Here is a 24304-nt window from a genome sequence, read left to right as displayed (position 1 = left end):
ACGTAAAAACGAACGTATCCAATTTCGGAATGCGTTCGTTTTTTATTCCACAAGGTTAATTTGGTTGGAATTTTTAAGATATCAGTGCCAAAGCGGAGCAATCGTAGGCCAGATGGGGCTCAGTGGTGACATTGTTGTTGGTGGGGCGCTTTTTGCCCCACCTACAACAAGGCCGAGCTTAGAGACTCTGCCGGTTTTGCAGAGGCTCTAAGTCGTGCCCACCACGTTCCAGCCCCAAGCTGGCCGGAGATTGCGGAGTTTGGCACGGCTCGGAGCTTATTGTCTAAACTTCTTTGACCTTCGGAATTCGTTAAACTGTGAACGCTCAGACAAAATTATGGCTCAGTATCAATTTAATTTAGAAACTGTGCTGGCCTGTCATATCACTTTTTAGCGACGCTGCGCTCTGACTTCCAGATGCTAAAGGACGTTTTCATCGACTGCCACAAGCCTGAACCGGAGTATACCAATACATTGTTCCGGTAGACTTTTACCGTAAACATGGTAAACAGCACGAGGAAGACGAGGCTGATGGCGACGCTGATCCACGCCTCGCCCATGCTGGACCGACCCAGTGACATCTGGGTGGGCATCACGAAAACATTCAGGAATGGGACATAGCTCGTAATCTGTGCCAAAGCCGAATCGCTTGATTGAGCCGCAATCGTAATGAAATACCCAATCAACCCCAGCATACTAATCGGCATGGCTGCCTGTTGCACCTGCTCCTGATTGGAAACCAGCGAGCCGGTCAACGCCGCCAGTACTGAGTAAGTCAAGGTGCCGATGATGAAGAAGACGACAATCATCGCTGTGGTGCCAGACACCAGAATCGAGAAGTCAAACTGTTTCAAAACACCCGATACAAACGACTGGTTTTTGACGAATTGCCAACTAATCACCCCGGCAACCACATAAATTGCCAGCTGTGTCAGTAACAGCGCGAAGATCCCCGCCAGTTTACCGAAGAATTGGGTGGTTGCGCTCACGGAGGACAAAAGAATCTCCATGATACGCGAGCCTTTTTCCGTAGCAATCTCCTGAGCAAGAATCGAGCCGTAAACCATGGTTACCATCAAGATTAAAATCATGGCGACAACCGCAACCCCGTGATTCATCAGTTGCGTTGAGTTTGACTTGGTCACCTGTTTGCCGTTTTCAATGGCCACCGTTTTAGTGCTAACCATTGGCGGCTGCGTCAGTGCCCTGACTTGGGCTGCTGTGAGATGCATACTTGCTGCGGTGCTGCTAAGTTTCAAGCCGCTGAGTGCTGTAACCAAAGTGGTTTTATCCACCTCTTGGCCGTTATCCCGCGAAACATAGCGCGAGCGGAATTGATCTTTGGCATTGACAGTTAAAATGCCATCAACTTTCTCATCGTTCAGCGCCGCATCGGCCTTTTTACTCGATGGGTACACTTTAAAATGCAAATCATCGTTGTTTTGCTTGCTTAATGCCTGACTGACCGCGCTGACATCGCTGACGACTGCCACTTGGGCGGGTGCCTGCGTTTTGGCAATGTAAAAAGCAATGCCAAATCCAATCGCAAGAAAAAGTAATGGCGATAAGACCAAAAAGATCCACGAACCACTTTTGGCATTCTTTTTGTAAACCTGACTCATGACGACCCAGAATTTATGCATGTGTTTCACCCACTTTCAAGCGGAAAATCTCATCAAGCGTTGGTGGTTGTTGCCGAAATTCCGGTATGTAGCCATTGGCAACTGCTTTTTCAAAAATTTTGCGGCCCACTGCGGGATCTGCCAGCGTCAATTCAAATTCCTGACCATGTTGGCGAATGTTCGTTACACCATCAAAGGCTTGCAAATCATCTCGGGTTAAACCGGATTCAATAAAGAGCTTCGTCCGGCCAAAGCTTTCGCGGATATCACCGACAGCGCCGTTTAAGACCATCTTTCCTTGTTTCAACATCACCAAATGATCCGAGATGGCTTCGACATTGGCCATATCGTGGCTGGAATAAATAATCGCCGCGCCATTGTCTTTTAGCATCTCAATCCCGGCCATTAACAAGCTCGCATTGACCGGATCGAGCCCAGAGAAAGGCTCATCGAGGATCACCAGTTTAGGCATATGAATCATGGTCGCAATCACTTGCACTTTTTGCTGGTTACCTTTGCTCAGGTCCTTGATTTTATCGGTTGCCTTGCCTTTAACCTGAAAACGTTCCAGCCATTCGGGAATCCGAGCTTTCACATCCGCCGTCTTCATCCCGCGCAATCGGGCAAAATAAATAATCTGATCCTGCACGCGCATCTTCGGGTATAAACCGCGTTCTTCAGGCAAATAGCCGATGATGTCATAGTCCTTGGCCGTTAACGGATGGTCATTCCAGGTAATCGTTCCGGCGTCTGGGGTCAAAAAATTCAAAATCATCCGAAACGTCGTTGTTTTACCGGCACCGTTTTGGCCGATCAGTCCCATAATTTCGCCAGGCTTGACGGTAAAACTCACATCATCAACCGCCGTCATGGTGCCAAAAGTCTTGACGAGATCTTTAACTGCTAACATTGCACACCTACTTTCAGAATTCATGTCACACGCCACATTGCTAACAGTGTAGCATGTATACTTTGCTTATCAAAATATAATCTTTAACTATCATAGCCAATGATTAACCTGTTACACTAAAAATAGCACTAGAGCCACCACTGGTTTTAGTGCTATTTTGGTTGAAATTGAAATAAAAATCGGTGCCGCCAAAGTTATTTGAAGCTTTGAAGCAATGTTTCATAGCGCTTACCCTGGGGAACAAATTCAAGATGACGGGTTGTATCCGACTGCTCATCTTTTTGAAAGTGCACCAGCAAATCGGCTTCGGGTTCGCTTGCACCCAGAAAATCCGGCCATTCAACGACTGAAACGCCGTCACCTTCAAAGTATTCTTCAAGTCCAAGATCTTCGGCACCACCATCTTCCAAGCGATAAAGATCCATATGATACAGTGGCAGCCGACCGTGACGATATTCGCGAATAATCGTAAACGTCGGGCTTTTGACATAATCCGTAATGCCTAGACCCTTAGCCAGACCCTTGGTAAAACTGGTTTTGCCGGCACCAAGATCGCCATCCAAGAGAAGGACATCCCCTGCCTGTAAATGCGGACCTAGCGAAGCGGCGAATGCCTGTAGTTCGGCTTCGCTGGTAAAATCTTTTTTCAAGCTTGTCATAGCAAGGTCTGGGCCGCTGTAATAATGGCCAACTTGTAGACGTCTTCTTCGTTAGCGCCACGACTGAGGTCGGAAACCGGCTGATTCAAGCCTTGCAGAATCGGGCCGATGGCTTCAAAGCCGCCAAACCGCTGGGCAATTTTGTAGCCAATGTTGCCGGATTGCAATTCCGGGAAAATAAAGACATTGGCTTCACCGGCAACTTTGGACTCCGGCGCCTTTTGCTTAGCAACGGTCGGGACAAACGCCGCGTCAAACTGCAACTCACCATCCAATGCCAAATCCGGTGCCAGCTCGTGAGCTTTCTGGGTTGCGGCCACCACTTTGTCCACTTGTGGCCCTTTGGCACTTCCCTTAGTGGAAAATGACAGCAAAGCAACCCGCGGCGGATCGATGTCGAATAAAGCCGCCGTTTTCGCTGATTCAACCGCGATTTCTGCCAGTTGATCGGCATCCGGATCGATATTAATCGCATTATCCGCAAATAAGTATCGTTCATCCCGGCCACGCTGCATGATAAACGCGCCGCTAACAAGATGAACGCCGGGACGGGTCTTGATGATTTGTAAAGCCGGCCGCACGGTATCCGCCGTTGAATGCACCGCACCGGAAACCATGCCGTCTGCTTCCTTCATGTAAACGAGCATGGTGCCAAAATAATTGGCGTCCTGGACAATCTTTTCCGCCTGTTCAGGGGTTGCTTTGCCTTTACGCCGCTCAACAAACGCGGTCACCATTTTGGCGTGAAGGTCATCATGCTCAGGATCGCGAACCGTCAGCTTGCTTAAATCCCAGCTTTTTTCGGTTGCCAGGTTGTGAATTTTCTCAGGGTTACCCAGTACAATCGCCTGCACCAATCCATCGGCGGTCAGTCGTACCGCCGCGCCTAAAACCCGCGGATCCTCGCCTTCCGGAAATACAATGCGCAAATGCTTGTCGTTAATCTTGTCTTTTAAGCTTTCAAATAAATCCAAATCTTATCCCTCCATAAAAGCGCTTTATTCCTCATCATCATACCGTTTTTATCGGGTCGTGACCAGCGGAAGACAATGGAAAAACACTTTGCGTGACTTGATTAACTTGACGCAGTCACGGTTTCTGGCAGTTGCCAATTAATCGGCGTTTCGCCCATTTTTTTCAACGCTTCATTGGTGCGCGAAAACGGCCGGCTGCCAAAAAAGCCGCGAGACGCTGACAATGGACTTGGGTGCGCGGAGGCAATGATGGCATTTTTGCTGGTATCAATCAACACAGCTTTCTTCTTGGCAGCATTGCCCCACAAAATAAACACAACCCCGCCACGCGCAGATAAAGCCGCAATTGCTGCATCGGTCAGCTCCTCCCAACCATGATTCTGGTGGGAATAAGCCCGGCCTGCCTGCACGGTCAAGACCGCATTCAGCAACAAGACCCCTTGATCGGCCCATGCCTTCAGATACCCGTGATGTACCGGCGGATAGCCCAAATCGCTTTGTAATTCTTTATAAATATTTTGCAACGACGGCGGCAATGCCACACCAGGCGCCACGGCAAAACTCGCCCCCACCGCCTGATGCGGATTATGGTACGGATCCTGTCCCAAAATGACCACTTTGACATCATGAAATGGCGTCCATTCAAATGCCTGAAAAATGTGATGCATTTCCGGATAAATCGTTTTGGTCGTGTATTCTTCCTTTAAGAACTCATGCAGCCGGGCATACTCGGGACTTTCAAAAATCGGTTCCAGCACCGTCTGCCAATCATTATGTATTAATGTTTTCAAAAGCTGCACCTCCGCAAATAGTGTACAAGAATCCCTGCGCGTTTGCTACCGGGCAAGCGCTTTTCATGCTAAAATTAAGGACGTAATCGCACCATGACAAACCGGAGGGAACAGTAATATGATCAAACTTATTGCATCAGACATGGATGGCACGCTTTTGAATGACAAAATGGAAGTCTCAGACGAAAATGCCAAGGCCATTCGTGAAGCACAAGCCGCTGGTATCGAGTTCATGGTTGCCACCGGGCGCGGTGTTACCGAAGCCAAGCCATTATTGGCGGCACAGCAGCTAAAGCCCGCGTTCATCACCTTAAACGGCGCCATGGTTTTTGACGAGGCCGGCAAACCGGTTGTCACCATCCCTATCGCCGATGATTTAAGCCAGTACGTTATCGATACTTTACAAGCAGCCGACATCTACTTTGAAATCACAACTAACAAAGGCGTCTTTTCCGACAGTCGGGTTAAGCGCATTCAGAACGTGGCAGACTTGCTAGTCGATCTCAACCCTGATACCACTTACAAGCTCGCCGTTGCTTTGGCGGCTGCCCGGTTGGAAATCATGAATATTAATTATGTGGATGACTATCAAAAATTACTGGACGATCCGACGATTCAGATTATGAAAATCATCGCTTACACCGGCGAAACACCTGACATTTTAAAGGCCCCGGCTAAAGTATTTAAAGCGACCGGCAAATTAAGTGTCACATCCAGTTCCGTTAACAATATTGAAGTCAACAATATTAAGGCGCAGAAAGGTTATGCGGTTGAAGCTTATGCCAAACAAAAAGGCATCACAATGGATGAGGTCATGGCCATCGGTGATAATCTGAATGATGCCAGCATGATCAAAATGGCCAAATACGGCATCGCCATGGGCAACGCGATCCCTGAAATCACCGACTTAGCCTGGGGTACAACCGGCACCAATGGTGAAAATGGCGTTGCCGAGGCGATTCGCAAAGCCATTCGGATCAATAAAGCGGAAGCAACTAACGCGCGTTTCTAGGATTGACAGCTGAACCACATCATGCAAGCCTTCAAGGGAGGTTAGCAAATGGCGTTATATCTTGACATCAATGCATTGAGTACCGGCAGTCTCAGTGTGGTCAAAACCGACAATGGTAAGCCTGCCTACATTCTGACCGCCCGTCACGGTCTCATTAACGGTGGTTTCGATTTGAATACGCTCAGTGGCAACCCGTTAGGTTCGATCCGGCAGAAAACGGTCAGTGTTTTCCCGCGATATGATCTGTACATCGCCAATCGGAATGTTGCCAGCGTCAAAAAGATGTTCGGCGTCTGGCACCAGTTTATTTTTATTTCAAAACTCAACTGGGTGGCTATGGGGAATCTCTTAAATAACCATTACCAGGTCTTCCACGGCGTTAAAACGATTTTCAGTGCTGAAGAAGTTGCCCCGGCGATCGTCAAGCTAACCATTCCTAACAATCGTGACATTCCAGCCGCCATTTTGCTAGCCGCCATCCTCGATCGCTTCCGCCACGTCGGCGTGGCCGATCCGCTCAAACGTTACGAGTACGGCCTGGACTTTCCGGATTAGCGGCTAGGTTTGAAACAGCTTAGGGCAATTAGTCCCTTGCCGTGCCAAACTCCGCAATCTCCGGCCAGCTGGGGCTGGAACGTGGTGGGCACGACTTAGAGCCTCTGCAAAACCGGCAGAGTCTCTAAGCTCGGCCTTGTACTATGCCGGGAAGATCGCCCGGCTAGTACAATTGCACCACTGAGCCCCATCTGGCCTACGATTGCTCCGCCTTGGCACTAATACCTTAATAACCACATCGAATTACCCCTTGGGAAAACAAAAAGTGAGCACACTCTTTAGCCATTATTGGAGTATGCTCACTTTTATATTATGACCGTGAATTATGATCCGGCCTTTTGTTTTGTTTAGGTCATAAGTTTCTGCTTCAAATCGCAGCCGCTACTCACCCACTGGCCGAACCATATGATCATAACGGTGACTGCCGATCATGAGTTCACCGTTTTTAACAAAGCCATTGCGTTCATAAAGTTTCTTGGCGCGCGGATTTTGCTGGTCGACATTCAAACTGACAACATCTGCTTTGCGTGAGCGGGCAACCGGGTCAACGGCTTGCAGCAATTTTGTGCCGATGCCATGGCCTTGAGCACTTGGCGCCACTGCCAGTGTGTCCAGATACCATTCTCCCGGGTAAGTTTCGGTATCCGTAAACAGCGAAGATTGTGGCGTTAAGCCCAGCTTTGGCAATAACGGTTGCAAGGCGTCATCAATGTGTGCCTCCTGTTCGTGCAGATATCCGACTGCGATGCCTTCAATTTTGCCATTTTGATCGGCCACGAGCATCTGGGGATAGCCGTAGCGATAAGTCGGCAGAAGAAATGCCTGTTGCAATACTGCATAAAGCGTCTTCTTCGGCACGCGCATCAGTTGCGGAATTTCCATTTCGGTAAAAACAATGTCAATCAGCGGTGCCACCTGAGCGGCATCCGCAGGTTTACTTGGACGTATGATCACAAAAATCGCTCCTTTTTCTTGTTGTTTATTATAGCAAAAAAAGCGAACGTTCGCGTGTTACCGCTTCCGAATCATTAATCAAATGTTTTTAAGCGAATAAGTCCAATTTTCCGCCGTTCTGGGTTAAAATATGTGAAGAGTTGTGTTGGCTTGCTGCCTACTAGATATAGTCAAGTGGCATAGCTACAACGCAATATCTTGTTCCAAATTTTCTTTTTGGCGCGACCCTGTTTGGCAAACCATGCGGGACCGACGAACGGAGGTGAGGAGCAGAAAACTATTTGAAGGAGCGTACTGGGTTGAAAGTTACTTTCAAGGACGTCACGATGTCCTACGATGGCAAGACAGATACCCTGAAGGATCTGAATTTTACCATTCCCGACGGCACGCTGGTTTCCCTGCTGGGTCCTTCCGGCGGCGGTAAAACCACAACGTTGAATTTGATTTCAGGGTTGTTGTCCCCTACTGCTGGGCAAATCTTTTTTGGTGACACCGATGTGACCAAAAAAGATGCCTTAGCCCGTAAAGTCGGCATGGTATTTCAGAACTACAGTCTGTATCCGCACTTGTCAGTGTTAGACAATATCGCCTTTCCGCTGAAAATGGCTAAAGTCAGCAAGGCCGAGCGCCACGCTAAAGCTAAGGATCTTGCCAAGTTGGTCCATGTCGAAGATCAGCTTGACAAGAAACCGGGTGCCTTGTCTGGCGGCCAACAGCAGCGTGTCGCTATTGCGCGGGCGCTGGCCAAATCACCAAGCCTATTGTTGCTGGATGAACCGCTATCCAATCTTGATGCGCGGCTGCGAATCGAGATGCGGGAAGAGATTCGCCGAATTCAGCGCGAAACCGGCGTTACGACCATCTTCGTCACCCATGACCAGGATGAAGCCTTGCATATTTCCGACAATATCATGGTCCTGGCTAATGGGTCGATTCAGCAATTCAGTTCACCGCAGACACTCTACGATCAGCCTAATAACCTGTTTGTGGCTAAGTTTATCGGCGAACCCGTCATTAACACCATTCCGGCACAGGCCTTAGCTGCCGATCTTGCAGGAGCCGTTCCGGAAGACATTTTGAAGCAAGCCGAAACTGCCGGCATTCGCAGTGAGGCACTCATCCCTTACGATGCCGGTGAGAATGTGTTGGCCAAACTCCATGGCAAGATTACCCAAAGTTCTAAATATGGCCGGGAAGCCACCGCCAATATTACTTACAACGGTGAACATCTCTTGTCGACCGAAATGTCCGGTGTTTCCAGTAGTCAACCGGAGTTGGATTTTTATCTCACCAAATCAGGATTCTTTCTCTTTGATCAGTCTGGCGCCTTGATTTTTGGTGGTGAAAGTCATGCTAAATGAAAAAGCCAGCTTAAAATCGACAGCCAAGGCAGCGTTGTATTTGCTGCCGATGCTCGTCATTACCATTACCTTTAACATCTGGCCGATCATCAATTCTTTTTTAATGAGCCTTTACACCAAGTATGACTTTTACACGGATAAGGTGAGCGGCTGGGGATTCGACAATTTCGTCTATCTCTGGAATGATCCTGACTTTCACCTTGCCGTGCGGAATACGTTGGTCTTTGTGGTCGGCGTGGTGCCGATAACGGTGATTCTATCCCTGATCATTGCGTTGCTGCTGAATCAGGTCAAGATCATTTCCGGCTTTTTCCGAACCGTCTATTTCTTGCCGTTCGTTACCAGTACCGTCGCCATTGCCATGGTCTGGAACTGGATGTTTCATGGTAATTACGGCTTGGTCAATTACTTCTTGAGTTGGTTTGGCGTTCATCCGATCAACTGGCTGACCGATCCGCACTATGCCTTATTGGCGCTGATCATTATGAGTATTTGGAAAAGTCTTGGTTTTAACATCATCCTTTTCCTGGTTGGCTTAAACAACATTGATCATGGCTACTATGAAGCGGCGGAAATTGACGGTGCGAATGCTCGTCAGCGATTCTGGAACATCACCATTCCGATGCTTTCACCGATTACCTTCCTGGTTTCGGTCAACGGGATTATCGGTAGCTTCAAAGTCTTCGATGAAATCTTTGCCTTGTTCCAAGGAACACCGGGACCGGGTAAGGCCGATTTGACGATTGTGTATTACTTGTATCAGAAGTTTTACACCGAGTATAAGTATCCGATTGCCGCGGCATCAGGCGTTGTGCTTTTCTTCCTCATCTTGCTCGTGACACTCGTGCAGTTGTGGTATTCGCGCAAGCACGTTCACTATTAAGGGGGGGAAGCAAAAAAATGGCTAAAAAGCTCAGTAAGGTTTTACTTTATCTGATCGTTATTTTAGGGGCCATCACCATGCTGATCCCCTTCTTATGGATGATCTCGACGTCATTGAAAACAGCACCGGAAACCATTGCGGTACCGCCGATCTGGATTCCCAAGTCCCTCCAGTGGGGCAATTACGTCAAGGCATGGAATGAAGCACCGTTTGGTCAGTACTTTATTAACAGTATTATCGTCACGGTCGTCACCACGGTTGGCCAGCTTTTCACCAGTATTCTTGCCGCATTCGCCTTCGCACGGCTGAAGTTTTACGGCAAAAATATTTTGTTCATCATCTTTTTGGGAACGATGATGATTCCGGGGGAAATGCTGATCATCCCTAACTTTGTGACCCTGTCGCATTTAGGGCAAATCGACCACTACGGCGCGTTGATTCTACCATGGTTGGCCAGTTTCTTTACGGTTTTCACCTTGCGTCAAACATTCCAATCCACACCGGATCAGATTTATTACGCTGCCAAAATCGACGGCGCCTCGGACTGGAAATATCTATGGCAGGTGCTCGTGCCAATGAGCAAGTCCACCATCACGGCGGTGACCGTCCTTCAAGTCATCGGTTCATGGAACGCTTTCATGTGGCCGTTGATCGTCACCAACTCCGATAAGATGCGGACCCTGCCAGTCGGCTTGCAGGCCTTCACGACCGATGCCGGCACACAATATCAACTTTTGATGGCGGCTTCTACTTTCGTCATCATTCCAATGGTCATTTTGTATATCTTCTTGCAGAAGTACATTATTGCTGGGATTTCTAAAGCTGGATTGAAAGGATAATCTATCAAAATGAAAAAGCAAAATTGGGTAAAACGAGTCTTACTTGCAATGCTGACGATCACACTGGTTGCTGTCTTGACCGCGTGTGGTAGCAACAGCAGCAGCAAATCCAGTTCCACGACTAAGAGCGATTCAGGCAAACGTGTCACCATCACCTTCTGGCATGGTATGAACGGTCCTTACCAAAAAGCTATCAACCAGATCATTACCGATTTCAACAAGAGTCAAAAGCAATACAAGGTTGTCGGAACCGCGCAAGGTAACTACACGGCCCTGCAGCAAAAGATCATGGCTGCGGCCAAGTCACGCAACCTGCCAACCATTGCCCAGACCACTTACACGACCGTTCCTGATTACGTTAAAAACGGGTTTATCACCCCACTCGATCAGTACATGCTGAAGGGTGACAACAAGATGAGTGACAGCGACTTGAAGGATATTTATCCAGCCTTCCTGTCCAGCTCGAAGTATCAAGGCAAGTACTACAGTGTACCTTTCTCCAAATCAACCCGAATCCTTTTCTATAATGAAGCACTGATGAAGAAGTACAACATCGACAAGCCTAAGAGTTGGGAAGACATCAAAAAAGATGCCGACAAGCTGAAGGCTGATGGCGTTGCCGCAATCGGTTTTGACAAGAGTTTCGATATGGAATTCGAAGGCTTAGCCCGTCAAGCCGGCAATCCGCTCATTTCCGCCAAGCCATTGAAAGCCAATTTGGACAGCAAGAAGACCATCACCGCAGCCAACTTCATCATGGATATGGTTAACAATGGTGAAGCCAAAACTGCCGGTGAAGATATTTACGGTGACAAGAACTTCACCTCCGGCAAGACCCTCTTCTATGCCGGCTCAAGTGCCGGGATCACAAACATGAAGCAAAATGCACCTAAAGACTTCAAATGGGGCACCATGCCGCTGCCAAGCTACAAAGGCAAGAAAGCGACCGAACTCGCCGGTAATGATATCGTCCTCTTCAAGTCCGCTTCAACCGACCAGCAAAAAGGTGCTTGGGCATTCATGAAGTTCCTGCTATCTGAAAAGGAAACTTCCAAGTGGGCCCAGTTGACCGGTTATGTTCCACTGCGTAAGTCCGCGGTTCAATCTGCTGACTTCAAGAAGTATCTGAACGAAAACGAAACCAGCAAGGCTGCGGTTGATTCCCTCGGCTTCGGCTTCCAGTCCACGGCATTCATCGGCTTCTCGGAATATCGTAACGATCTTCTGAACGCCGTTGATGCTATGCTGACGAAACACGAAAAGCCGGAACAGGCATTAAAGACCCTGCAAGGCCAAGCTGAAACCATTATCAAGACAAACAAGTAATGGCAGCTCGCATCATTCGCGTGAATGATTGAAACGAAGCCTTGTTTAAAATAGCGTCAGACATGATCGACCCCTGAGATGCACCGCGTCTCTGGGGTCGATTTGTTTAAAAGCAATATTTGTTTAATATGGCTGATTTTGATAGCACGAATAATGCTCAGTTTCAAATTTTGACCGGCTTACGGTTCGTCGTCATGATTTGCCCTAATAAAGATAAACCAGCCTAAATAGGCGAAGAAAGCCAATGCCACTCCACCAACAAGGAACACATGCTTGATGACTATCAATAGAATACAAGGAAGAACCACAAGAATGGCATAAAGAATTCCGAGAACTATTTTTCTAACTTTGTCCAAGGCTAGACCCTCCTCACAACTTTTACAGATCCATAAACATGAACACCCCAGTTGATCAATGTCCACTCTTAAAATACGATAACTGCCACGATTCAAAAACGAAAAATCTTTATTTGCTTTTCAAGCATCCGCGGAGTACGCTTTAATGTTCGCAAAAATATTGACGAGACATTGGAGGAAATCACGTGACTACGATTCGCTTTTTAAATGGGTTAAATACCATTGGCGGTAATATTGTCGAGTTCGTCACTAAAACCAGCCGGGTCATTATGGACTTTGGGGTTGCGGCTGATTTAAGCCAGGGAACTGTAGCTTCGGCCCTCGAGCAGGGAAAACTACCGCATGTGCCCGAACTCTTTTTCAACCAACCTGATCATTTTCCCGACGAAGCGATTTTTATCTCCCATCTGCATATTGATCACATGGGCGCTTTGCAGTACTTGCAAAAGGATATCCCGATTTATCTTTCGGAACCGTCGTACCGCCTCTATCGACTGCTCATTCAGTTAGGTATCGAAAAACCGGTCGCGAACCTGCATCCTCTCGCTTTTGAAACCCCGCTTGCGGTTGGCGATCTGACGGTCACTGGGTTTCACAGCGATCACGACGAGCCGGGTGTGATGGCGTTGCTGGTCAATGACGGTTCGCGCCGTTTTGCGCACTCAGGCGATGTCCGGCTCAACGGCCCGCATGCTGATCGGGTTCACGCATGGGCCAAACGGTTTAAGGAAGAAAAAGTGAGTCTTTTGATGCTGGAAGGCACTAGTTTTTCGTTTGACACCCCGATTCCCGTTGAAGATCAGGACCATCCCAGTGTGCCATTGACGGAAATGAGTCTGCAGACCAAGTTTCAGCAATTATTGGCCGATAGCTCACAGCTCGTGGTCATCAACCCTTACAATCGCAATTACGAGCGCTTAGAAGCCTTTCAAGTCTCGGCTCATGTCAGTGGTCGGCAAATGGTTTGGGAGCCTAATGAAGCGGCTATTTTGACATCTATGACCGGTACGCAGCCCGATACCATTCTCGGCCAAACGATCCAACTGACCGAAATCGCGCAACAACCGCAACGCTACGTCCTTCAAAACAGCTTCACAAATCTGGCCTCACTAGCAAACTTACCGATCAGCGCGTACGTTCACAGCAACGGTGAACCGCTGGGCGACTATGATCCGCGTTTCGCTCAGTTAAAAGATTGGTTGGCTGATCACCAGATTCCATTAGTGTTCATGAATGCCTCAGGCCACGCCGCTCGGGAAGATTTGATTGAACTAGTCAAAGAAGTCAACCCGCGTGTCGTCGTGCCGTGGCATAGCTTCCATCCCGAACGCGAGGCTGATGCGATTGATGCCCAGACAAATGCCGATGTGCTATTGCCGGAAAAGGATTTGTATTACGATTTCGATCCTTTAACTGAAGAAGAATAGTTAGCAAAAAACAGGCTGCAAGGACACTTTGCAACCTGTTTTTTTAATGCTGGAATAGATCATCTACCGTTGTCTGCAACTGTTTGGCTAAAGCAAAGGCCAAGGAAAGTGTCGGGTCATATTTATTGTTTTCAATGGCGTTAATGGTTTGGCGTGTGACGTTAACAGCATCGGCCAATTCCTGCTGAGTCAGATTTTGCCGGGTTCGGAGTGTGCGGATTTTATTTTCCACTACAAAATCAGTCCCAAAAGTCCGATTAAAATTAACCCAGCGGTGATAACCACTCCCCAAACCACGAATTGCCTCGGTTCGCGGTCAGTATCATCGGCCTTGTGTTTATGCCACTCGTAGATAAAGCCAAAACCAACTGGCTGCAGCGCCACAATAAGACCGATTGTTATATTTTGAAATGATGTCAAGATATCATAAATCACTAAAGCAAGGACTGTAATGAAATACATGTATTTAGCAGCTGTATCCATGAATTTCTGTTCCATCTCATCTGACCGTCGCATGCTCAGCACCTTCTTTTGTCAAAACTTTTTTACATTTTCAGTATAAAACCGTTCTGCTAAATGTCAAACATATTTGACTTTTCAACCGGATACGAAGGTCATCAGAAACAAAAAGAACCATGCAAAAAGCTGATTCTTTCGGTAAACCGCATATGGTTCATCACCGACCTTCAAACGCCGCCACAATACGATCATAATCCAGCTGATCCGTCGTCGACACGCGATAGTCGGCCGCGGCTAACTTGTCCGCATCCCCAATGCCCACCGCAAATTGGCCAGCCGCTTTGATTGCCGCAATGCCGATCGGCGCGTCTTCAAAACTGATGACTTCATCGGCTTGCAACTGCAACAACTGCTGGGCTTTGATATAAATTTCCGGATCGGGTTTGCCATGATGAAGGCTGCTTGGGTCAACGATGGCATCGAACTGTGACGCTAAACCCAGTCGCTGCAAAATCATCGGGGCGTTTTTAGATGCCGAAGCAATTGCCATTTTTAAGCGATGTTGCTTGGCTTTTTCCAGTAGCAACGGAATCCCCGGTAGGATATCCGCGGACGTAATGGACGCAACTAATGCCCGGTAGCGCCGGTTTTTCTCCTCCGTCAACGCCACCTTCTGCGCCTCATCATAGTTCTGTTCCTGGTGGCCGTAGCGCAAAATCAGTTCAAGCGAGTCCATGCGCGCGCGACCGCGTAAAGCCGCATCGGCTTCAGATGGCAAGTGAATGCCCAACTGCTCGGCTAATTCGTGCCACGCCGCTAAGTGGTACTTTTCCGTGTCGGTTAAAACACCGTCCAAATCAAAAATGAAACCTTTAAGCATGGCCATCCTCCACTTCCAAGTGCACCGGTTTGCCATCAATGATAATATCCAACGCCGGCCCGGCCATTAGTGAGACATTGACCTTTTGCCCGACATCAACGGCTAATAAGCACCCGCGATAGTTGAGTTTGAACTGATATCGGCGCCAATTTTTCGGCAACTGGGGGTGGAACCGCAGCTGATCATGATCGTAGCGCATGCCCGCGAAGCCCTGCACGATTGCCAGCCAGCTGCCACTCATGGACGTGATGTGCAGGCCGTCTTGCGTATCGTGATTGTAATCATCCAGATCCAACCGGGCAGTGCGGGCGTAAAGTTCAGTTGCCTTATCGATTTTGCCGAGTTCAGCTGCCAACACTGCATGGATAGACGGACTCAGCGAACTTTCGTGAACCGTGAGCGGCTCGTAAAAATCAAAGTTGCGTTCTTTTTCCGCCTTGGTAAAGCGATCATTCAGGAAATACAAGCCTTGTAACACATCGGCCTGTTTGATGAACGGTGAGCGCAAAATGCGATCCCATGACCAATGCTGGTTAATCGGCCGCTGATCTGCCGGAATCGTGCTGGCAGACCGCAGATCCTTATCCAGGAAGTTGTCCTGCTGCACAAAAATGCCTAATTGATCATCGGTCGGATAATACATATGGTCGATAATCGCCTGCCAATGCTGCTTTTCCTGATCAGTCACGGCAAGTGCAGCCACAATATCGGCATCGCCTTTTGCCAATCGTTCTAAGGTATACTGCAACTCCCACACGGCCATGGTATTGGTGTACCAGTTGTTATTCACGTTATTTTCGTACTCATTCGGCCCGGTCACACCGTGGATCATGTATTGTTGGGTACGCTGGCTAAAATGAACCCGATCTGCCCAAAAGCGCGCGATCCCTACCAATACTTCCAAGCCATCATGTTTGACGTAACTTTCGTCGCCGGTATAAGCCGTATATTGATAAATCGCAAATGCAATGGCAGCGTTGCGGTGAATCTCTTCAAACGTAATTTCCCACTCGTTGTGACATTCGATGCCATTAAACGTCACCATTGGATAGAGCGCGCCAGCTAAGCCTTGTTGCCGAGCATTGTGAAACGCCCCTGGCAACTGGTCATGCCGATATTGCAGTAATGCCCGCGTCACTTCCGGCGGGGTCACAGCCAGATACATTGGCACGATAAATGCCTCCGTGTCCCAGTACGTCGCCCCACCGTATTTCTCGCCAGTAAATCCTTTTGGCCCGATGTTAAGTCGCTTGTCTTCGCCGTAATAAGTCATAAACAGTTGAGCAATATTAAACCGAATGCCTTGTTGAGCGGCCGGATCGCCTTCGATCACGACATCACTTTTGGCCCAGCGCTGATCCCAGCGGGCAGTGTGCGCAGCCAAATGCGCTGCAAAGCTTTGGGCGCTTACTTGCTTCATCAGCTGAGCCGCCGCCGTTGCTTGGGCCGCCGGTGCAACATCACGGCTAGTGACCACAATCGCGTCTTTTTCCAGTTGATAGCTCTGGCCTTCCGCTAACTGCACCGTCACCTGCTCATGTAATTGACCGCTTGTTGTGGCGACCTGACCATTCACTGGCTGATCATTCACGAGCAACTGTTGCTTGAGCAAAACAGTAAACTGCGGTACCCCATAAGGATTAGGTTTAGTTTGCAGCTGAATACTTTTGGCTGCCGCATCTTCATGCAATGGCACCCAAAAGCGCTCATCATAATTACTGTCTTCGTTGGTGACCTGACCATCCAAAGATGCGTCAAACGTCATCGCGGCATGACCACGCAGCACCGTGGCCTTGACGCTCACAAATGCCGCTTCTTTAATCGTTTGGCTTAGAAAGCGGGCAAACTCAAACTGCACTTCCACACCATCGCCAATGTAAACAAAACGCCGCGTCAGCAAGCCCTGATGCAAATCCAGCGCAAGATAAAAATCCCGGTACCGACTCGTTGCCAGATCCACCTGCTCGCCATTGACCGTAATTCCGATCCCCAGAAAACTCGGTGCATTAATCACCTTGCCAAAATATTCAGGATAGCCGATTTTCCACCAGCCAACCCGGGTTTTATCCGGAAACCAGACACCGCCTAAGTAAGTGCCTTGAAGTGAATCGCCACTATAGCCTTCCTCAAAGTTACCCCGGAGGCCCATATAGCCATTGCCAACGGCCGTGATACTTTCCTGCAACCGCCGATCAATCTTATCCAAATGATGCGTGGCAACCAGCCAAGGATCAACTTCAAATAATCGTTTCAAATTTTTGCCCTCTCTATGCAAATTGAACGTGCAACTGTCAATTTGTCATCAACCCGCGACAACCATGAATCCTTTAGGCGCCAACTGACCATCCACAAATCCTTGCGCGAAAACAGCCTCCCTATTGACGACAACTGGATGCTCCGTGGTATTAAAATAGCCGGTCAGCATCTCGCGTCCCTGCCGAACCACTTTAATCAAGCCGGTATCAGTCACACTTAGCCTTGTCATACCGGTTCCAAGCGTGGTTGCATGCTGACGGCGAAAATCAACCAGTGCGGCTACCCTTTTCCAAATCGGCTGACCCAGTTTAGTCCAGTCCATCGGCTTCCGGTTATCCGGATCGGCCCCACCGGACATGCCCATTTCGGTTCCATAATAAAGGCAAGGGCTGCCGGTTTGCATCAACGTGAATGCCAGTGCCTGCAACGCCAAGTCTTCATCCCCGTGTGCCAACGTCAAAATCCGCGGCGTGTCATGGGAATCCAACATGTTCAGCATCACCTGATTGGTTTGATCGCGATACAGCATCAATTGGTCCGTCAACAAGGCAACCATTTCTGCAGCCGTTCGCCGCCGCTTGAAAAAGTGATCTTCAATCTGTTGCGTGAAGGGATAATTCATCGTCCCCGAAAATTCGTCACCGTTTAACCAAGGCTGACTGCGATGCCACACCTCACCTAGCACATAAAAATCCGGTTTGATTGCTGTGACGGCTTGATAGAACTTTTTCCAAAAGTGATGATCCACTTCATTGGCAACATCCAAGCGCCAAGCATCAATATCAAACGTTTTGATCCAGTACGTCGTCACCATCAACAAATAGTCCTGAACTTCCGGGTTGGCAGTGTTTAATTTGGGCATTTTTTCTTCAAAGGCAAACGTATCATATTGTGGTTGGCCTTCACCCTTTAACGGATTATGAAAGGGCGTCACCGGGGTTTGATGCAAATGAAACCATGACGCAAAGCGGGACTTTTCGCCATTGCGCAACACGTCTTGCCACTGCAGGCTGCCATAACCCATGTGATTAAACACCGCATCCAGCATCACCCGCATGCCGCGTTGATGCGCCGCGTGAATCAATTTGGCCAACAACGCCTTATCGCCAAATGCAGGATCCACATTCAGGTAGTCAATCGTGTCATATTTGTGATTCGAAGTAGCAGTAAAAATCGGGCAAAAGTACAATCCATTGATCCCCAGGGCCTGTAAATCATCAAGGTGATCCAGCACCCCTTGCAAATCACCGCCATAAAAATCCTCTCGTCCAGGATGATCCGTCGGGTGCCATGGTTTGGTACCATCTGGATCGTTATTAGGATCACCATTGGCAAACCGCTCCGGAAAAATCTGATACCACACCGTCGTTTTCACCCAGTCAGGCGTTTTGACACGGTCAATCGCCTGAAAATAAGGCATCCGAAAATAGTTTTCGGCCTCATGTCGTGCGTCCGCGCTATTTTGGCGCAGGCCACGATCACCGTACAGCCAAACCGTGCCATCTTGGCCAGTCACTTCAAACAAGTATTGCAGTCGACGATAAGGCGCCTCCAGCGTCACGCCCCAATGGTCCAACACTTGCCCGGTGCCTAAAAGCGTCATTGTTTCGCGCTGATAGACGAGCTGATCATCGCCATGGGCATCGGGAATGCGCCAATACGGATCGCCATACAGAACCGTCACCTTTGCGACATCCTCGCGGGCAGTATGAAAACGCAGATGAAGTGTCTTATCCGTATATAAAAAGCTATCTTCACTTTCCGGTCGATGTGCTAAAGCCGCCAAATTCATGCCGCAATCCCTCCTTGAACTGACTCCTGTGTTAAAAATTCACCGCATTGGTTTGAGCCATACGATTTGATATCTATACGGCGATCATACAGCCTTCACGCAGCACACTCAATCAATCCGCATGCTGTTTTACCTTTTGCTGTCCCCGATCATCGCAAAAAGCTTAGGCAATGAGTCCCGAGTCGTGCCAAACTCCGCAATCTCCGGCCAGAGGGGGCTGGAACGCTGTGGGCACGACTTTGAGCCTCAGCAAAGCCCGCTGAGTCTCAAAGCTCGGCCTTGTACTACGCCGGGAAGAGCACCCGGCTAGTACAATTTCACAGCTGAGCCCCTCTGGCCTACGATTGCTCCGCTTTGGCACTCATATCTTGAATAACTCAGGAAAATAAAAAGAGTGAACACAACTCATTGCCGAGTATGTTCACTTCTTTATTGTGGCTGTGAATTATGACCCAGCCCCTATTTTTTAGTGCATGCATTCAATTAATAACGAGCTTTCAAGGCACGTTGGACTTCACGTTCTTGATCTTTACGCTTCAGGGTTTCACGTTTGTCATAGTTGTGTTTCCCTTCAGCGACGCCTATCAGTACTTTTGCATAGCCATGTTTCAGATACATCCGCAAGGGCACAAGCGTCACGCCTTGGCGCGCTGTCAATTGGCCAAGCTTGCGAATCTCTTTCTTGTGCAACAGCAGCTTGCGATTGCGCATCGGATCAACATTAAACAAATTACCTTCCTTGTAAGGGCTAATATGCACATTTTCAAGCCATGCTTCATTATTACGAATACGGGCAAAACCATCCCGCAAATTAATCTTACCATCCCGCACAGACTTAATCTCGGTCCCCGTCAGTGCAATACCAGCTTCATAGGTATCAAGAATGTTGTAATCATGTCCGGCTTTTTTATTCTGGGCGAGCAGGTTATCAGGTTTTTGTCGATGTTTCTTAGCCATTAAACCACCCTTCCTTTGTGAGCGTGAGTCAGCCCGGTTTCTGGGCTGGCGAACGCATTATCGCATCAGCCCTACTTAGCACCACGCTTAGCATTATAATGCTTCCCTTGATGCGGTGCCCCAGCCGGTTTACGCGGGCGTTGATTATTGCGCTGATTACGATTGCCGCCCCGGTTACCATTGCCAAAACTTGGCCGATTGCCGTTCGAGCGGCGATCGCGCCGGTCATCTTTTTTGACCAGCTTGCCTAAATCACTCGTCGGCGTCTTGTCATCCGGGATAAGTGAAAAGTCCACCTGCCGCTGATCAATATCGACGTTATCCAGTTTGACCCGCAAAGATTGGCCGACACGATAAGTTCGCTTGGTGCGTTCACCGACCAAGGCCATCTGACTTTCGACAAAGGAATAATAATCGTCGCTCATCCGTGTGATATGAACCAAGCCTTCGACTGTGTTAGGCAAGGCCACAAACATACCGAAGCTTGTCACCCCACTGACAACAGCGTCGAACTCTTCGCCGACCTTGTCCGCCATGTATTCGGCTTTCTTCAGGTCGTCAACAGCCCGTTCAGCGTCAATACTCCGCCGTTCGGCCATAGACGCTTGCGTCGCAATGTCAGGCAGCTTCTTGTTCCATGACGCCTGAACGTCATCACCGGCGCCTTCTGTTGCATAGTCGCGAATCAAGCGATGCACAACGAGGTCAGGATACCGCCGAATTGGACTGGTGAAGTGACAGTAATACTTCGCTGCCAAGCCAAAATGTCCAAGCGGATCCGGTGAATACCGCGCCTGTTTGAGACTCCGCAACAGTTTAACGTTGACCATCGCTTCTTCTGGCGTTCCGGTAACATCGGTAACAACGTCTTGTAGCTGTTTTGGTGTGATCTCTTTACCTTTTTTCATGGGTACCGTAATCCCAAAACTGGCAATGAACTCCATGAATTCCTTTACCCGATCAGCATCCGGAGTTTCGTGGACACGGTAGAGGAATGGTAAATGTTCTTTATTGTAGTGTTCTGCCACGGTTTCATTGGCTGCAAGCATGAAGGATTCAATCATGCGCTCAGAAACGCCACGCTCCCGCAACACGATATCGGTCGGGTGGCCCATATCGTCCACAATGATCTTAGCTTCATTTTCTTCAAAATCAATCGCACCGCGGGCATGCCGCATTTTATACAGAATCTGATGCAATTCGACCATGTCTTCAAACATCGGCACGAGTTCCTGATATTCGGCCATCACTTCCGGGTCGTGGTCAGTCACAATTTTGTTCACATTGTTGTACGTCATGCGGGCATGGCTCTTGATGACACTTTGATAGATCTCGTGACTCACCACATGGCCTTCGTGGTCGATTTCCATGTCACAAGACATCGCCAAGCGGTCAACACCCGGATTCAACGAACAAATACCATTGGACAACCGAAATGGCAACATTGGAATCACGCGATCGACCAAATACGTACTGGTGCCGCGGTCAAATGCTTCCTGATCCAAGGCGGACCCTTCCGTGACATAATGCGAAACATCGGCAATGTGGACGCCAAGATGGAAGTTGCCATTTGGCAGTTTCCAAACGACGACCGCATCATCAAAGTCTTTACTGTCATCGCCATCAATCGTGACAACTGCCTGATCAGTGATATCTTTACGGCCAACGCGTTCTTCCGGCGTCACGTGATCCGGAATGGCATTGGTCTGATCCATCACTTCATCCGGAAATTCGGTTTTAATGTGATTTTGCAAAACCAATGACATGATGTCCACGCCGGGATCATTCTTATTCCCTAGTGTTTCCACCACCATGCCGTACATTAATTTTGGATGGTATTCAGTCGGAAATTCAGTAATCTCCGTCACTGTCATATCGCCGAGTTGCGGGATCGTCCCGGTATCCTTGACATAAACCGGATAATTCTTCAGCTTCTTTTCATGGCTGACAACCATGCCGATAAAACCGGACTTAGCCCGATCTTTATCGGAAAAAGGTTTGAACTCGCCAACCAGGGTCGTTAAGCTGCGTTGAACAACCTTGGTAATTTCGCCTTCTGCTCCGCGCGAATCGTTTGGCCGCGCTTCGCGAACAATGCGAACCTCAACCGTATCGCCATCCAAGGCAAAATCCGTGCTGGTCGATGGCACATAAACATCATCATCCAAGCCTTCAACGGCAACGAAACCAAAACCTTTTTCATTACCATGGAAAACGCCGGTCAAAACTTTAGGCGCGCCACCCAATGCATAACGGCCTTCATGATTGGCGTGGATCAGATTGTCATTTTCCATACCATTTAGTGCCTGTACCAGCACTTTAAAATCCGCGCCTTCATTTAATTTCAACGCGCGACTAAGTGTCTGAACCGAATAATCAATCTTCGGATTCCTGCGAAATGTTGCTAATAATTCATTACGAATATGGCCAACTGTGGTCATGCTATCCCTCGTTTTCTTGTTGCATAAATTCAATAACGTCTTGTTCTAGTGCATGGTGAGCTGAATTAACGGTAATCACGTGCTTGGCCCCGTCGTACCAGTGAAAATCCACGCGGGCCGCGTTGATCAAAGCATCGCGTAACTGGTACGCCAATCGACCATCCACTAATTCGTCCTCACCGGCCTGACCAATGAAAGTCGGTTGCTTGACTAGATCCAAATCGGCCGCAACCCCGGTGGCAAACTGATCAATTGCAGTCAGTTGCCCCGGTAGGTAAGCCAGAATCTGGGTACTTTCATCCGGTTTATTGGCCAAGCGATTCATATACTGGGCATATTTTAAAAATCCCGGAATCAAATGATGCTTGCCTGGCAGAATCGGCGATGAAAAAACGCCGCCAGCCGTGATGCCAGGTAACTTCTCTAAAGCTTTTACCGCAAAAATGCCACCTAACGACAGGCCGAACACAAACACGCGGGGGTACTTTGCGGTCATATGGGCAACGGCAGCGCTGGCTTCTGCCCACCAGATGTCTGGATTGCCCTTCGTCAAAATGTCCATGGGCTCGATCGTTCCATGCCCGGCAAAAAGCGGCACATACACCCCATAACCGACACGTTGTAAGGCTCGGGCCATAAAATTCATGTCATTGGGGCTGCCAGTGTACGCATGAAGTAAAACAACGCCTGTGTCGGTGCCTTCGTATTCAAAAGGTTGCGGTTTGCGAAAAATCATGGTGAAGTCGTCCTTTGTGGATGTCAATGATATGCGACGCATGAATGCCGATTTTTGGAAACTGTGCACGTTTAGCTGGCCAAACTGATGTCAAAATGGTAAGCGCAGCAAAAGCTTGATACAAAAGCCATAGTTGCAGACCGCCGATGCACCGCACAAGACCTTGTATGCTTAATCGCCAGCTCTAGTCAGGTTGGATCATGCTTCTGCAAAAAAAGCCCCCTGAATGTTCCAGGAGACTTTGGTTAATGGGCTTCCAGATAGACCAACGCGATGGCGAGGCCGAAGAAAATGACACCCAATACAACGGTGACTTTCTCCATGAAAGCTTCAAAACCGCGGGATTTGGTCTTCCCGAATAAATCGGTTGCCCCACCGGACAATGCGCTTAACGCATCCTGTTGTTTGCTTGGTTGCATTAAAGTTGCGATCACGATAAAAATCGAATCGATCACAAGTAATGTGGTCAATAAACTTTGCAAGTTGTTGCCTCCCTTGCGAAAAATCTCACTTTAGTAGTTTAGCATAAAAGCAAGGCAAAGGCGAATCTTTGCTGATTTCAGTCATCTTTTTCATCATTGATCTAAAATTAGCCAATTTCAAAGACCAGTAGGCGACTCTCCGCAATATCATGGCCGTTGAGCGATCACGCAATATGAGGCTTTTTTCTGAAAGTCTGATACAGCATGTAGCCACCGATCACGGCCACCAGGAAAGGCATCAAATAGCTTACCTGATCTGCCACGCTAACCGGCAACATTTGATTCAAGCCAATGTTCAAACCCATCAGTACCGGATAACCTAAATACCACCAGCGCATCTGCTTATCGATAATAACGCCAACTATGACGAGCGCAACCATGCCCCAGTTCGCTACAAATCCCAGTAAGAATGGCACAATAAAGCTGGCAAAACCGCCACCGGAAGATGTGAGTAACCCCAGTTCGCCACCAACCGAATAAAATAACCCAAGTAGGATGCTTGCAACAGCGTACACGATGCGAAATGTTCTCATGGTGATCAAGTCCCTTCTGTTGACGATAGCCATCACTTTGACAGGTTCATTATACATGCATACCGATTAGCTGCCACCTAAAAGCTGCGATTCACAGAC

General features: G+C 48.5%; 24 protein-coding genes. 7 read left to right on the top strand and 17 right to left on the bottom strand.

Annotation, left to right across the window (positions count from 1 at the left end; translation table 11 throughout):
* Positions 1–383: 383 nt before the first annotated feature.
* From LACSTY_RS04715 to LACSTY_RS04695, 5 genes are all read right to left on the bottom strand, one after another.
* A complete protein-coding gene (locus LACSTY_RS04715; RefSeq protein WP_087911860.1) occupies positions 384–1643 on the bottom strand; it encodes an ABC transporter permease in 1260 nt (419 codons plus the stop codon).
* The gene (locus LACSTY_RS04710; protein ID WP_087911859.1) at positions 1636–2532 is read right to left on the bottom strand and encodes an ABC transporter ATP-binding protein; all 897 of its coding nucleotides are present in this window, start codon (positions 2530–2532) and stop codon (positions 1636–1638) included. The genes LACSTY_RS04715 and LACSTY_RS04710 overlap by 8 nt, the downstream gene beginning before the upstream one ends.
* A 194-nt stretch (positions 2533–2726) precedes the next feature.
* Positions 2727–3191, bottom strand: a complete 465-nt coding sequence (gene tsaE, locus LACSTY_RS04705) for a tRNA (adenosine(37)-N6)-threonylcarbamoyltransferase complex ATPase subunit type 1 TsaE (protein ID WP_087911858.1) — start codon at positions 3189–3191, stop codon at positions 2727–2729.
* Positions 3188–4165, bottom strand: coding sequence for a phosphate acetyltransferase (gene pta, locus LACSTY_RS04700; protein ID WP_010489293.1), 978 nt, complete (start codon positions 4163–4165; stop codon positions 3188–3190). Before pta ends, tsaE begins: the two co-directional genes overlap by 4 nt.
* 101 nt (positions 4166–4266) lie before the next feature.
* Positions 4267–4956 (bottom strand): uracil-DNA glycosylase, encoded by a 690-nt coding sequence (locus tag LACSTY_RS04695; RefSeq protein WP_087911857.1) that lies wholly within the window; start codon positions 4954–4956, stop codon positions 4267–4269.
* A 118-nt stretch (positions 4957–5074) separates the two neighbouring features.
* On the opposite strand from LACSTY_RS04695, the gene LACSTY_RS04690 reads away from it, so the two are divergent.
* Together LACSTY_RS04690 and LACSTY_RS04685 are read left to right on the top strand one after the other, a co-directional pair.
* The gene (locus LACSTY_RS04690) at positions 5075–5968 is read left to right on the top strand and encodes a Cof-type HAD-IIB family hydrolase (protein WP_010489297.1); all 894 of its coding nucleotides are present in this window, start codon (positions 5075–5077) and stop codon (positions 5966–5968) included.
* Between the two features lie 48 nt (positions 5969–6016).
* Entirely contained in the window at positions 6017–6523 is a 507-nt protein-coding gene (locus tag LACSTY_RS04685) for an LURP-one-related family protein (RefSeq protein ID WP_010489299.1), read from the top strand.
* A gap of 381 nt (positions 6524–6904) precedes the next feature.
* On the opposite strand, the gene LACSTY_RS04680 is transcribed toward LACSTY_RS04685, so the two are convergent.
* Positions 6905–7477: a GNAT family N-acetyltransferase gene (locus LACSTY_RS04680; protein ID WP_049172340.1), complete on the bottom strand. Its 573-nt coding sequence runs from the start codon at positions 7475–7477 to the stop codon at positions 6905–6907.
* A 299-nt stretch (positions 7478–7776) separates the two neighbouring features.
* Here LACSTY_RS04680 and LACSTY_RS04675 point away from each other — a divergent pair, with 299 nt between their 5' ends.
* From LACSTY_RS04675 to LACSTY_RS04660, 4 genes are read left to right on the top strand one after another with little or no spacing between them, the layout of a single operon-like run.
* Positions 7777–8838 carry an ABC transporter ATP-binding protein gene (locus LACSTY_RS04675; protein ID WP_087911856.1) on the top strand — a complete coding sequence of 354 codons (1062 nt, stop codon included), beginning with the start codon at positions 7777–7779 and terminating at the stop codon, positions 8836–8838.
* The gene (locus LACSTY_RS04670; protein WP_049172338.1) at positions 8828–9721 is read left to right on the top strand and encodes a carbohydrate ABC transporter permease; all 894 of its coding nucleotides are present in this window, start codon (positions 8828–8830) and stop codon (positions 9719–9721) included. The genes LACSTY_RS04675 and LACSTY_RS04670 overlap by 11 nt, the downstream gene beginning before the upstream one ends.
* 17 nt (positions 9722–9738) lie before the next feature.
* Positions 9739–10560, top strand: coding sequence for a carbohydrate ABC transporter permease (locus tag LACSTY_RS04665; RefSeq protein WP_039638850.1), 822 nt, complete (start codon positions 9739–9741; stop codon positions 10558–10560).
* A gap of 9 nt (positions 10561–10569) precedes the next feature.
* On the top strand, positions 10570–11886 hold the full coding sequence (locus LACSTY_RS04660; RefSeq protein ID WP_087911855.1) for an ABC transporter substrate-binding protein: 1317 nt from the start codon (positions 10570–10572) through the stop codon (positions 11884–11886).
* 179 nt (positions 11887–12065) lie between these two features.
* Here LACSTY_RS04660 and LACSTY_RS04655 read toward each other — a convergent pair whose 3' ends face one another.
* Positions 12066–12242 (bottom strand): hypothetical protein, encoded by a 177-nt coding sequence (locus LACSTY_RS04655; protein ID WP_161492237.1) that lies wholly within the window; start codon positions 12240–12242, stop codon positions 12066–12068.
* Positions 12243–12427: 185 nt separating this feature from the next.
* On the opposite strand from LACSTY_RS04655, the gene LACSTY_RS04650 reads away from it, so the two are divergent.
* Positions 12428–13669, top strand: coding sequence for an MBL fold metallo-hydrolase (locus LACSTY_RS04650; protein WP_087911854.1), 1242 nt, complete (start codon positions 12428–12430; stop codon positions 13667–13669).
* 43 nt (positions 13670–13712) lie between these two features.
* On the opposite strand, the gene LACSTY_RS04645 is transcribed toward LACSTY_RS04650, so the two are convergent.
* The 10 genes from LACSTY_RS04645 to LACSTY_RS04600 all read right to left on the bottom strand — a co-directional run bounded on the left by LACSTY_RS04645 (position 13713) and on the right by LACSTY_RS04600 (position 24205).
* Positions 13713–13901: a helix-turn-helix transcriptional regulator gene (locus tag LACSTY_RS04645; RefSeq protein WP_010489313.1), complete on the bottom strand. Its 189-nt coding sequence runs from the start codon at positions 13899–13901 to the stop codon at positions 13713–13715.
* A complete protein-coding gene (locus LACSTY_RS04640; protein ID WP_047105819.1) occupies positions 13901–14185 on the bottom strand; it encodes a hypothetical protein in 285 nt (94 codons plus the stop codon). The genes LACSTY_RS04645 and LACSTY_RS04640 overlap by 1 nt, the downstream gene beginning before the upstream one ends.
* 160 nt (positions 14186–14345) lie before the next feature.
* The gene (pgmB, locus tag LACSTY_RS04635) at positions 14346–15008 is read right to left on the bottom strand and encodes a beta-phosphoglucomutase (protein ID WP_087911853.1); all 663 of its coding nucleotides are present in this window, start codon (positions 15006–15008) and stop codon (positions 14346–14348) included.
* On the bottom strand, positions 15001–17262 hold the full coding sequence (locus tag LACSTY_RS04630) for a glycoside hydrolase family 65 protein (protein WP_087911852.1): 2262 nt from the start codon (positions 17260–17262) through the stop codon (positions 15001–15003). The genes pgmB and LACSTY_RS04630 overlap by 8 nt, the downstream gene beginning before the upstream one ends.
* A 48-nt stretch (positions 17263–17310) precedes the next feature.
* Entirely contained in the window at positions 17311–19056 is a 1746-nt protein-coding gene (locus LACSTY_RS04625) for a glycoside hydrolase family 13 protein (protein ID WP_087911851.1), read from the bottom strand.
* A 483-nt stretch (positions 19057–19539) separates the two neighbouring features.
* Entirely contained in the window at positions 19540–20013 is a 474-nt protein-coding gene (smpB, locus tag LACSTY_RS04620; RefSeq protein ID WP_047105815.1) for an SsrA-binding protein SmpB, read from the bottom strand.
* A 71-nt stretch (positions 20014–20084) separates the two neighbouring features.
* On the bottom strand, positions 20085–22454 hold the full coding sequence (gene rnr, locus LACSTY_RS04615; RefSeq protein ID WP_151466803.1) for a ribonuclease R: 2370 nt from the start codon (positions 22452–22454) through the stop codon (positions 20085–20087).
* Between the two features lies 1 nt (position 22455).
* The gene (locus tag LACSTY_RS04610; protein WP_087911848.1) at positions 22456–23190 is read right to left on the bottom strand and encodes an alpha/beta hydrolase; all 735 of its coding nucleotides are present in this window, start codon (positions 23188–23190) and stop codon (positions 22456–22458) included.
* Positions 23191–23435: 245 nt separating this feature from the next.
* Positions 23436–23672 (bottom strand): preprotein translocase subunit SecG, encoded by a 237-nt coding sequence (gene secG, locus LACSTY_RS04605; protein WP_010489332.1) that lies wholly within the window; start codon positions 23670–23672, stop codon positions 23436–23438.
* Between the two features lie 164 nt (positions 23673–23836).
* Positions 23837–24205: a hypothetical protein gene (locus LACSTY_RS04600; protein ID WP_087911846.1), complete on the bottom strand. Its 369-nt coding sequence runs from the start codon at positions 24203–24205 to the stop codon at positions 23837–23839.
* Positions 24206–24304: the final 99 nt, after the last annotated feature.

The organism is Lacticaseibacillus styriensis, assembly GCF_030770295.1.
Lineage (GTDB): Bacteria > Bacillota > Bacilli > Lactobacillales > Lactobacillaceae > Lacticaseibacillus > Lacticaseibacillus casei.
Note: the sequence above shows the minus strand (reverse complement) of the source record. Positions and strands in the feature narration are given on the sequence as shown.

What these genes read in the sequence shown, in the direction of transcription:
- LACSTY_RS04715 (WP_087911860.1), bottom strand. Translation starts at nt 1,643, where the DNA reads ATGCATAAATTCTGGGTCGTCATGAGTCAGGTTTACAAAAAGAATGCC.
- LACSTY_RS04710 (WP_087911859.1), bottom strand. Translation starts at nt 2,532, where the DNA reads ATGTTAGCAGTTAAAGATCTCGTCAAGACTTTTGGCACCATGACGGCG.
- tsaE (WP_087911858.1), bottom strand. Translation starts at nt 3,191, where the DNA reads ATGACAAGCTTGAAAAAAGATTTTACCAGCGAAGCCGAACTACAGGCA.
- LACSTY_RS04690 (WP_010489297.1), top strand. Translation starts at nt 5,075, where the DNA reads ATGATCAAACTTATTGCATCAGACATGGATGGCACGCTTTTGAATGAC.
- LACSTY_RS04685 (WP_010489299.1), top strand. Translation starts at nt 6,017, where the DNA reads ATGGCGTTATATCTTGACATCAATGCATTGAGTACCGGCAGTCTCAGT.
- LACSTY_RS04670 (WP_049172338.1), top strand. Translation starts at nt 8,828, where the DNA reads ATGCTAAATGAAAAAGCCAGCTTAAAATCGACAGCCAAGGCAGCGTTG.
- LACSTY_RS04665 (WP_039638850.1), top strand. Translation starts at nt 9,739, where the DNA reads ATGGCTAAAAAGCTCAGTAAGGTTTTACTTTATCTGATCGTTATTTTA.
- LACSTY_RS04660 (WP_087911855.1), top strand. Translation starts at nt 10,570, where the DNA reads ATGAAAAAGCAAAATTGGGTAAAACGAGTCTTACTTGCAATGCTGACG.
- LACSTY_RS04640 (WP_047105819.1), bottom strand. Translation starts at nt 14,185, where the DNA reads ATGCGACGGTCAGATGAGATGGAACAGAAATTCATGGATACAGCTGCT.
- pgmB (WP_087911853.1), bottom strand. Translation starts at nt 15,008, where the DNA reads ATGCTTAAAGGTTTCATTTTTGATTTGGACGGTGTTTTAACCGACACG.
- LACSTY_RS04625 (WP_087911851.1), bottom strand. Translation starts at nt 19,056, where the DNA reads ATGAATTTGGCGGCTTTAGCACATCGACCGGAAAGTGAAGATAGCTTT.
- smpB (WP_047105815.1), bottom strand. Translation starts at nt 20,013, where the DNA reads ATGGCTAAGAAACATCGACAAAAACCTGATAACCTGCTCGCCCAGAAT.
- rnr (WP_151466803.1), bottom strand. Translation starts at nt 22,454, where the DNA reads ATGACCACAGTTGGCCATATTCGTAATGAATTATTAGCAACATTTCGC.
- LACSTY_RS04610 (WP_087911848.1), bottom strand. Translation starts at nt 23,190, where the DNA reads ATGATTTTTCGCAAACCGCAACCTTTTGAATACGAAGGCACCGACACA.
- LACSTY_RS04600 (WP_087911846.1), bottom strand. Translation starts at nt 24,205, where the DNA reads ATGAGAACATTTCGCATCGTGTACGCTGTTGCAAGCATCCTACTTGGG.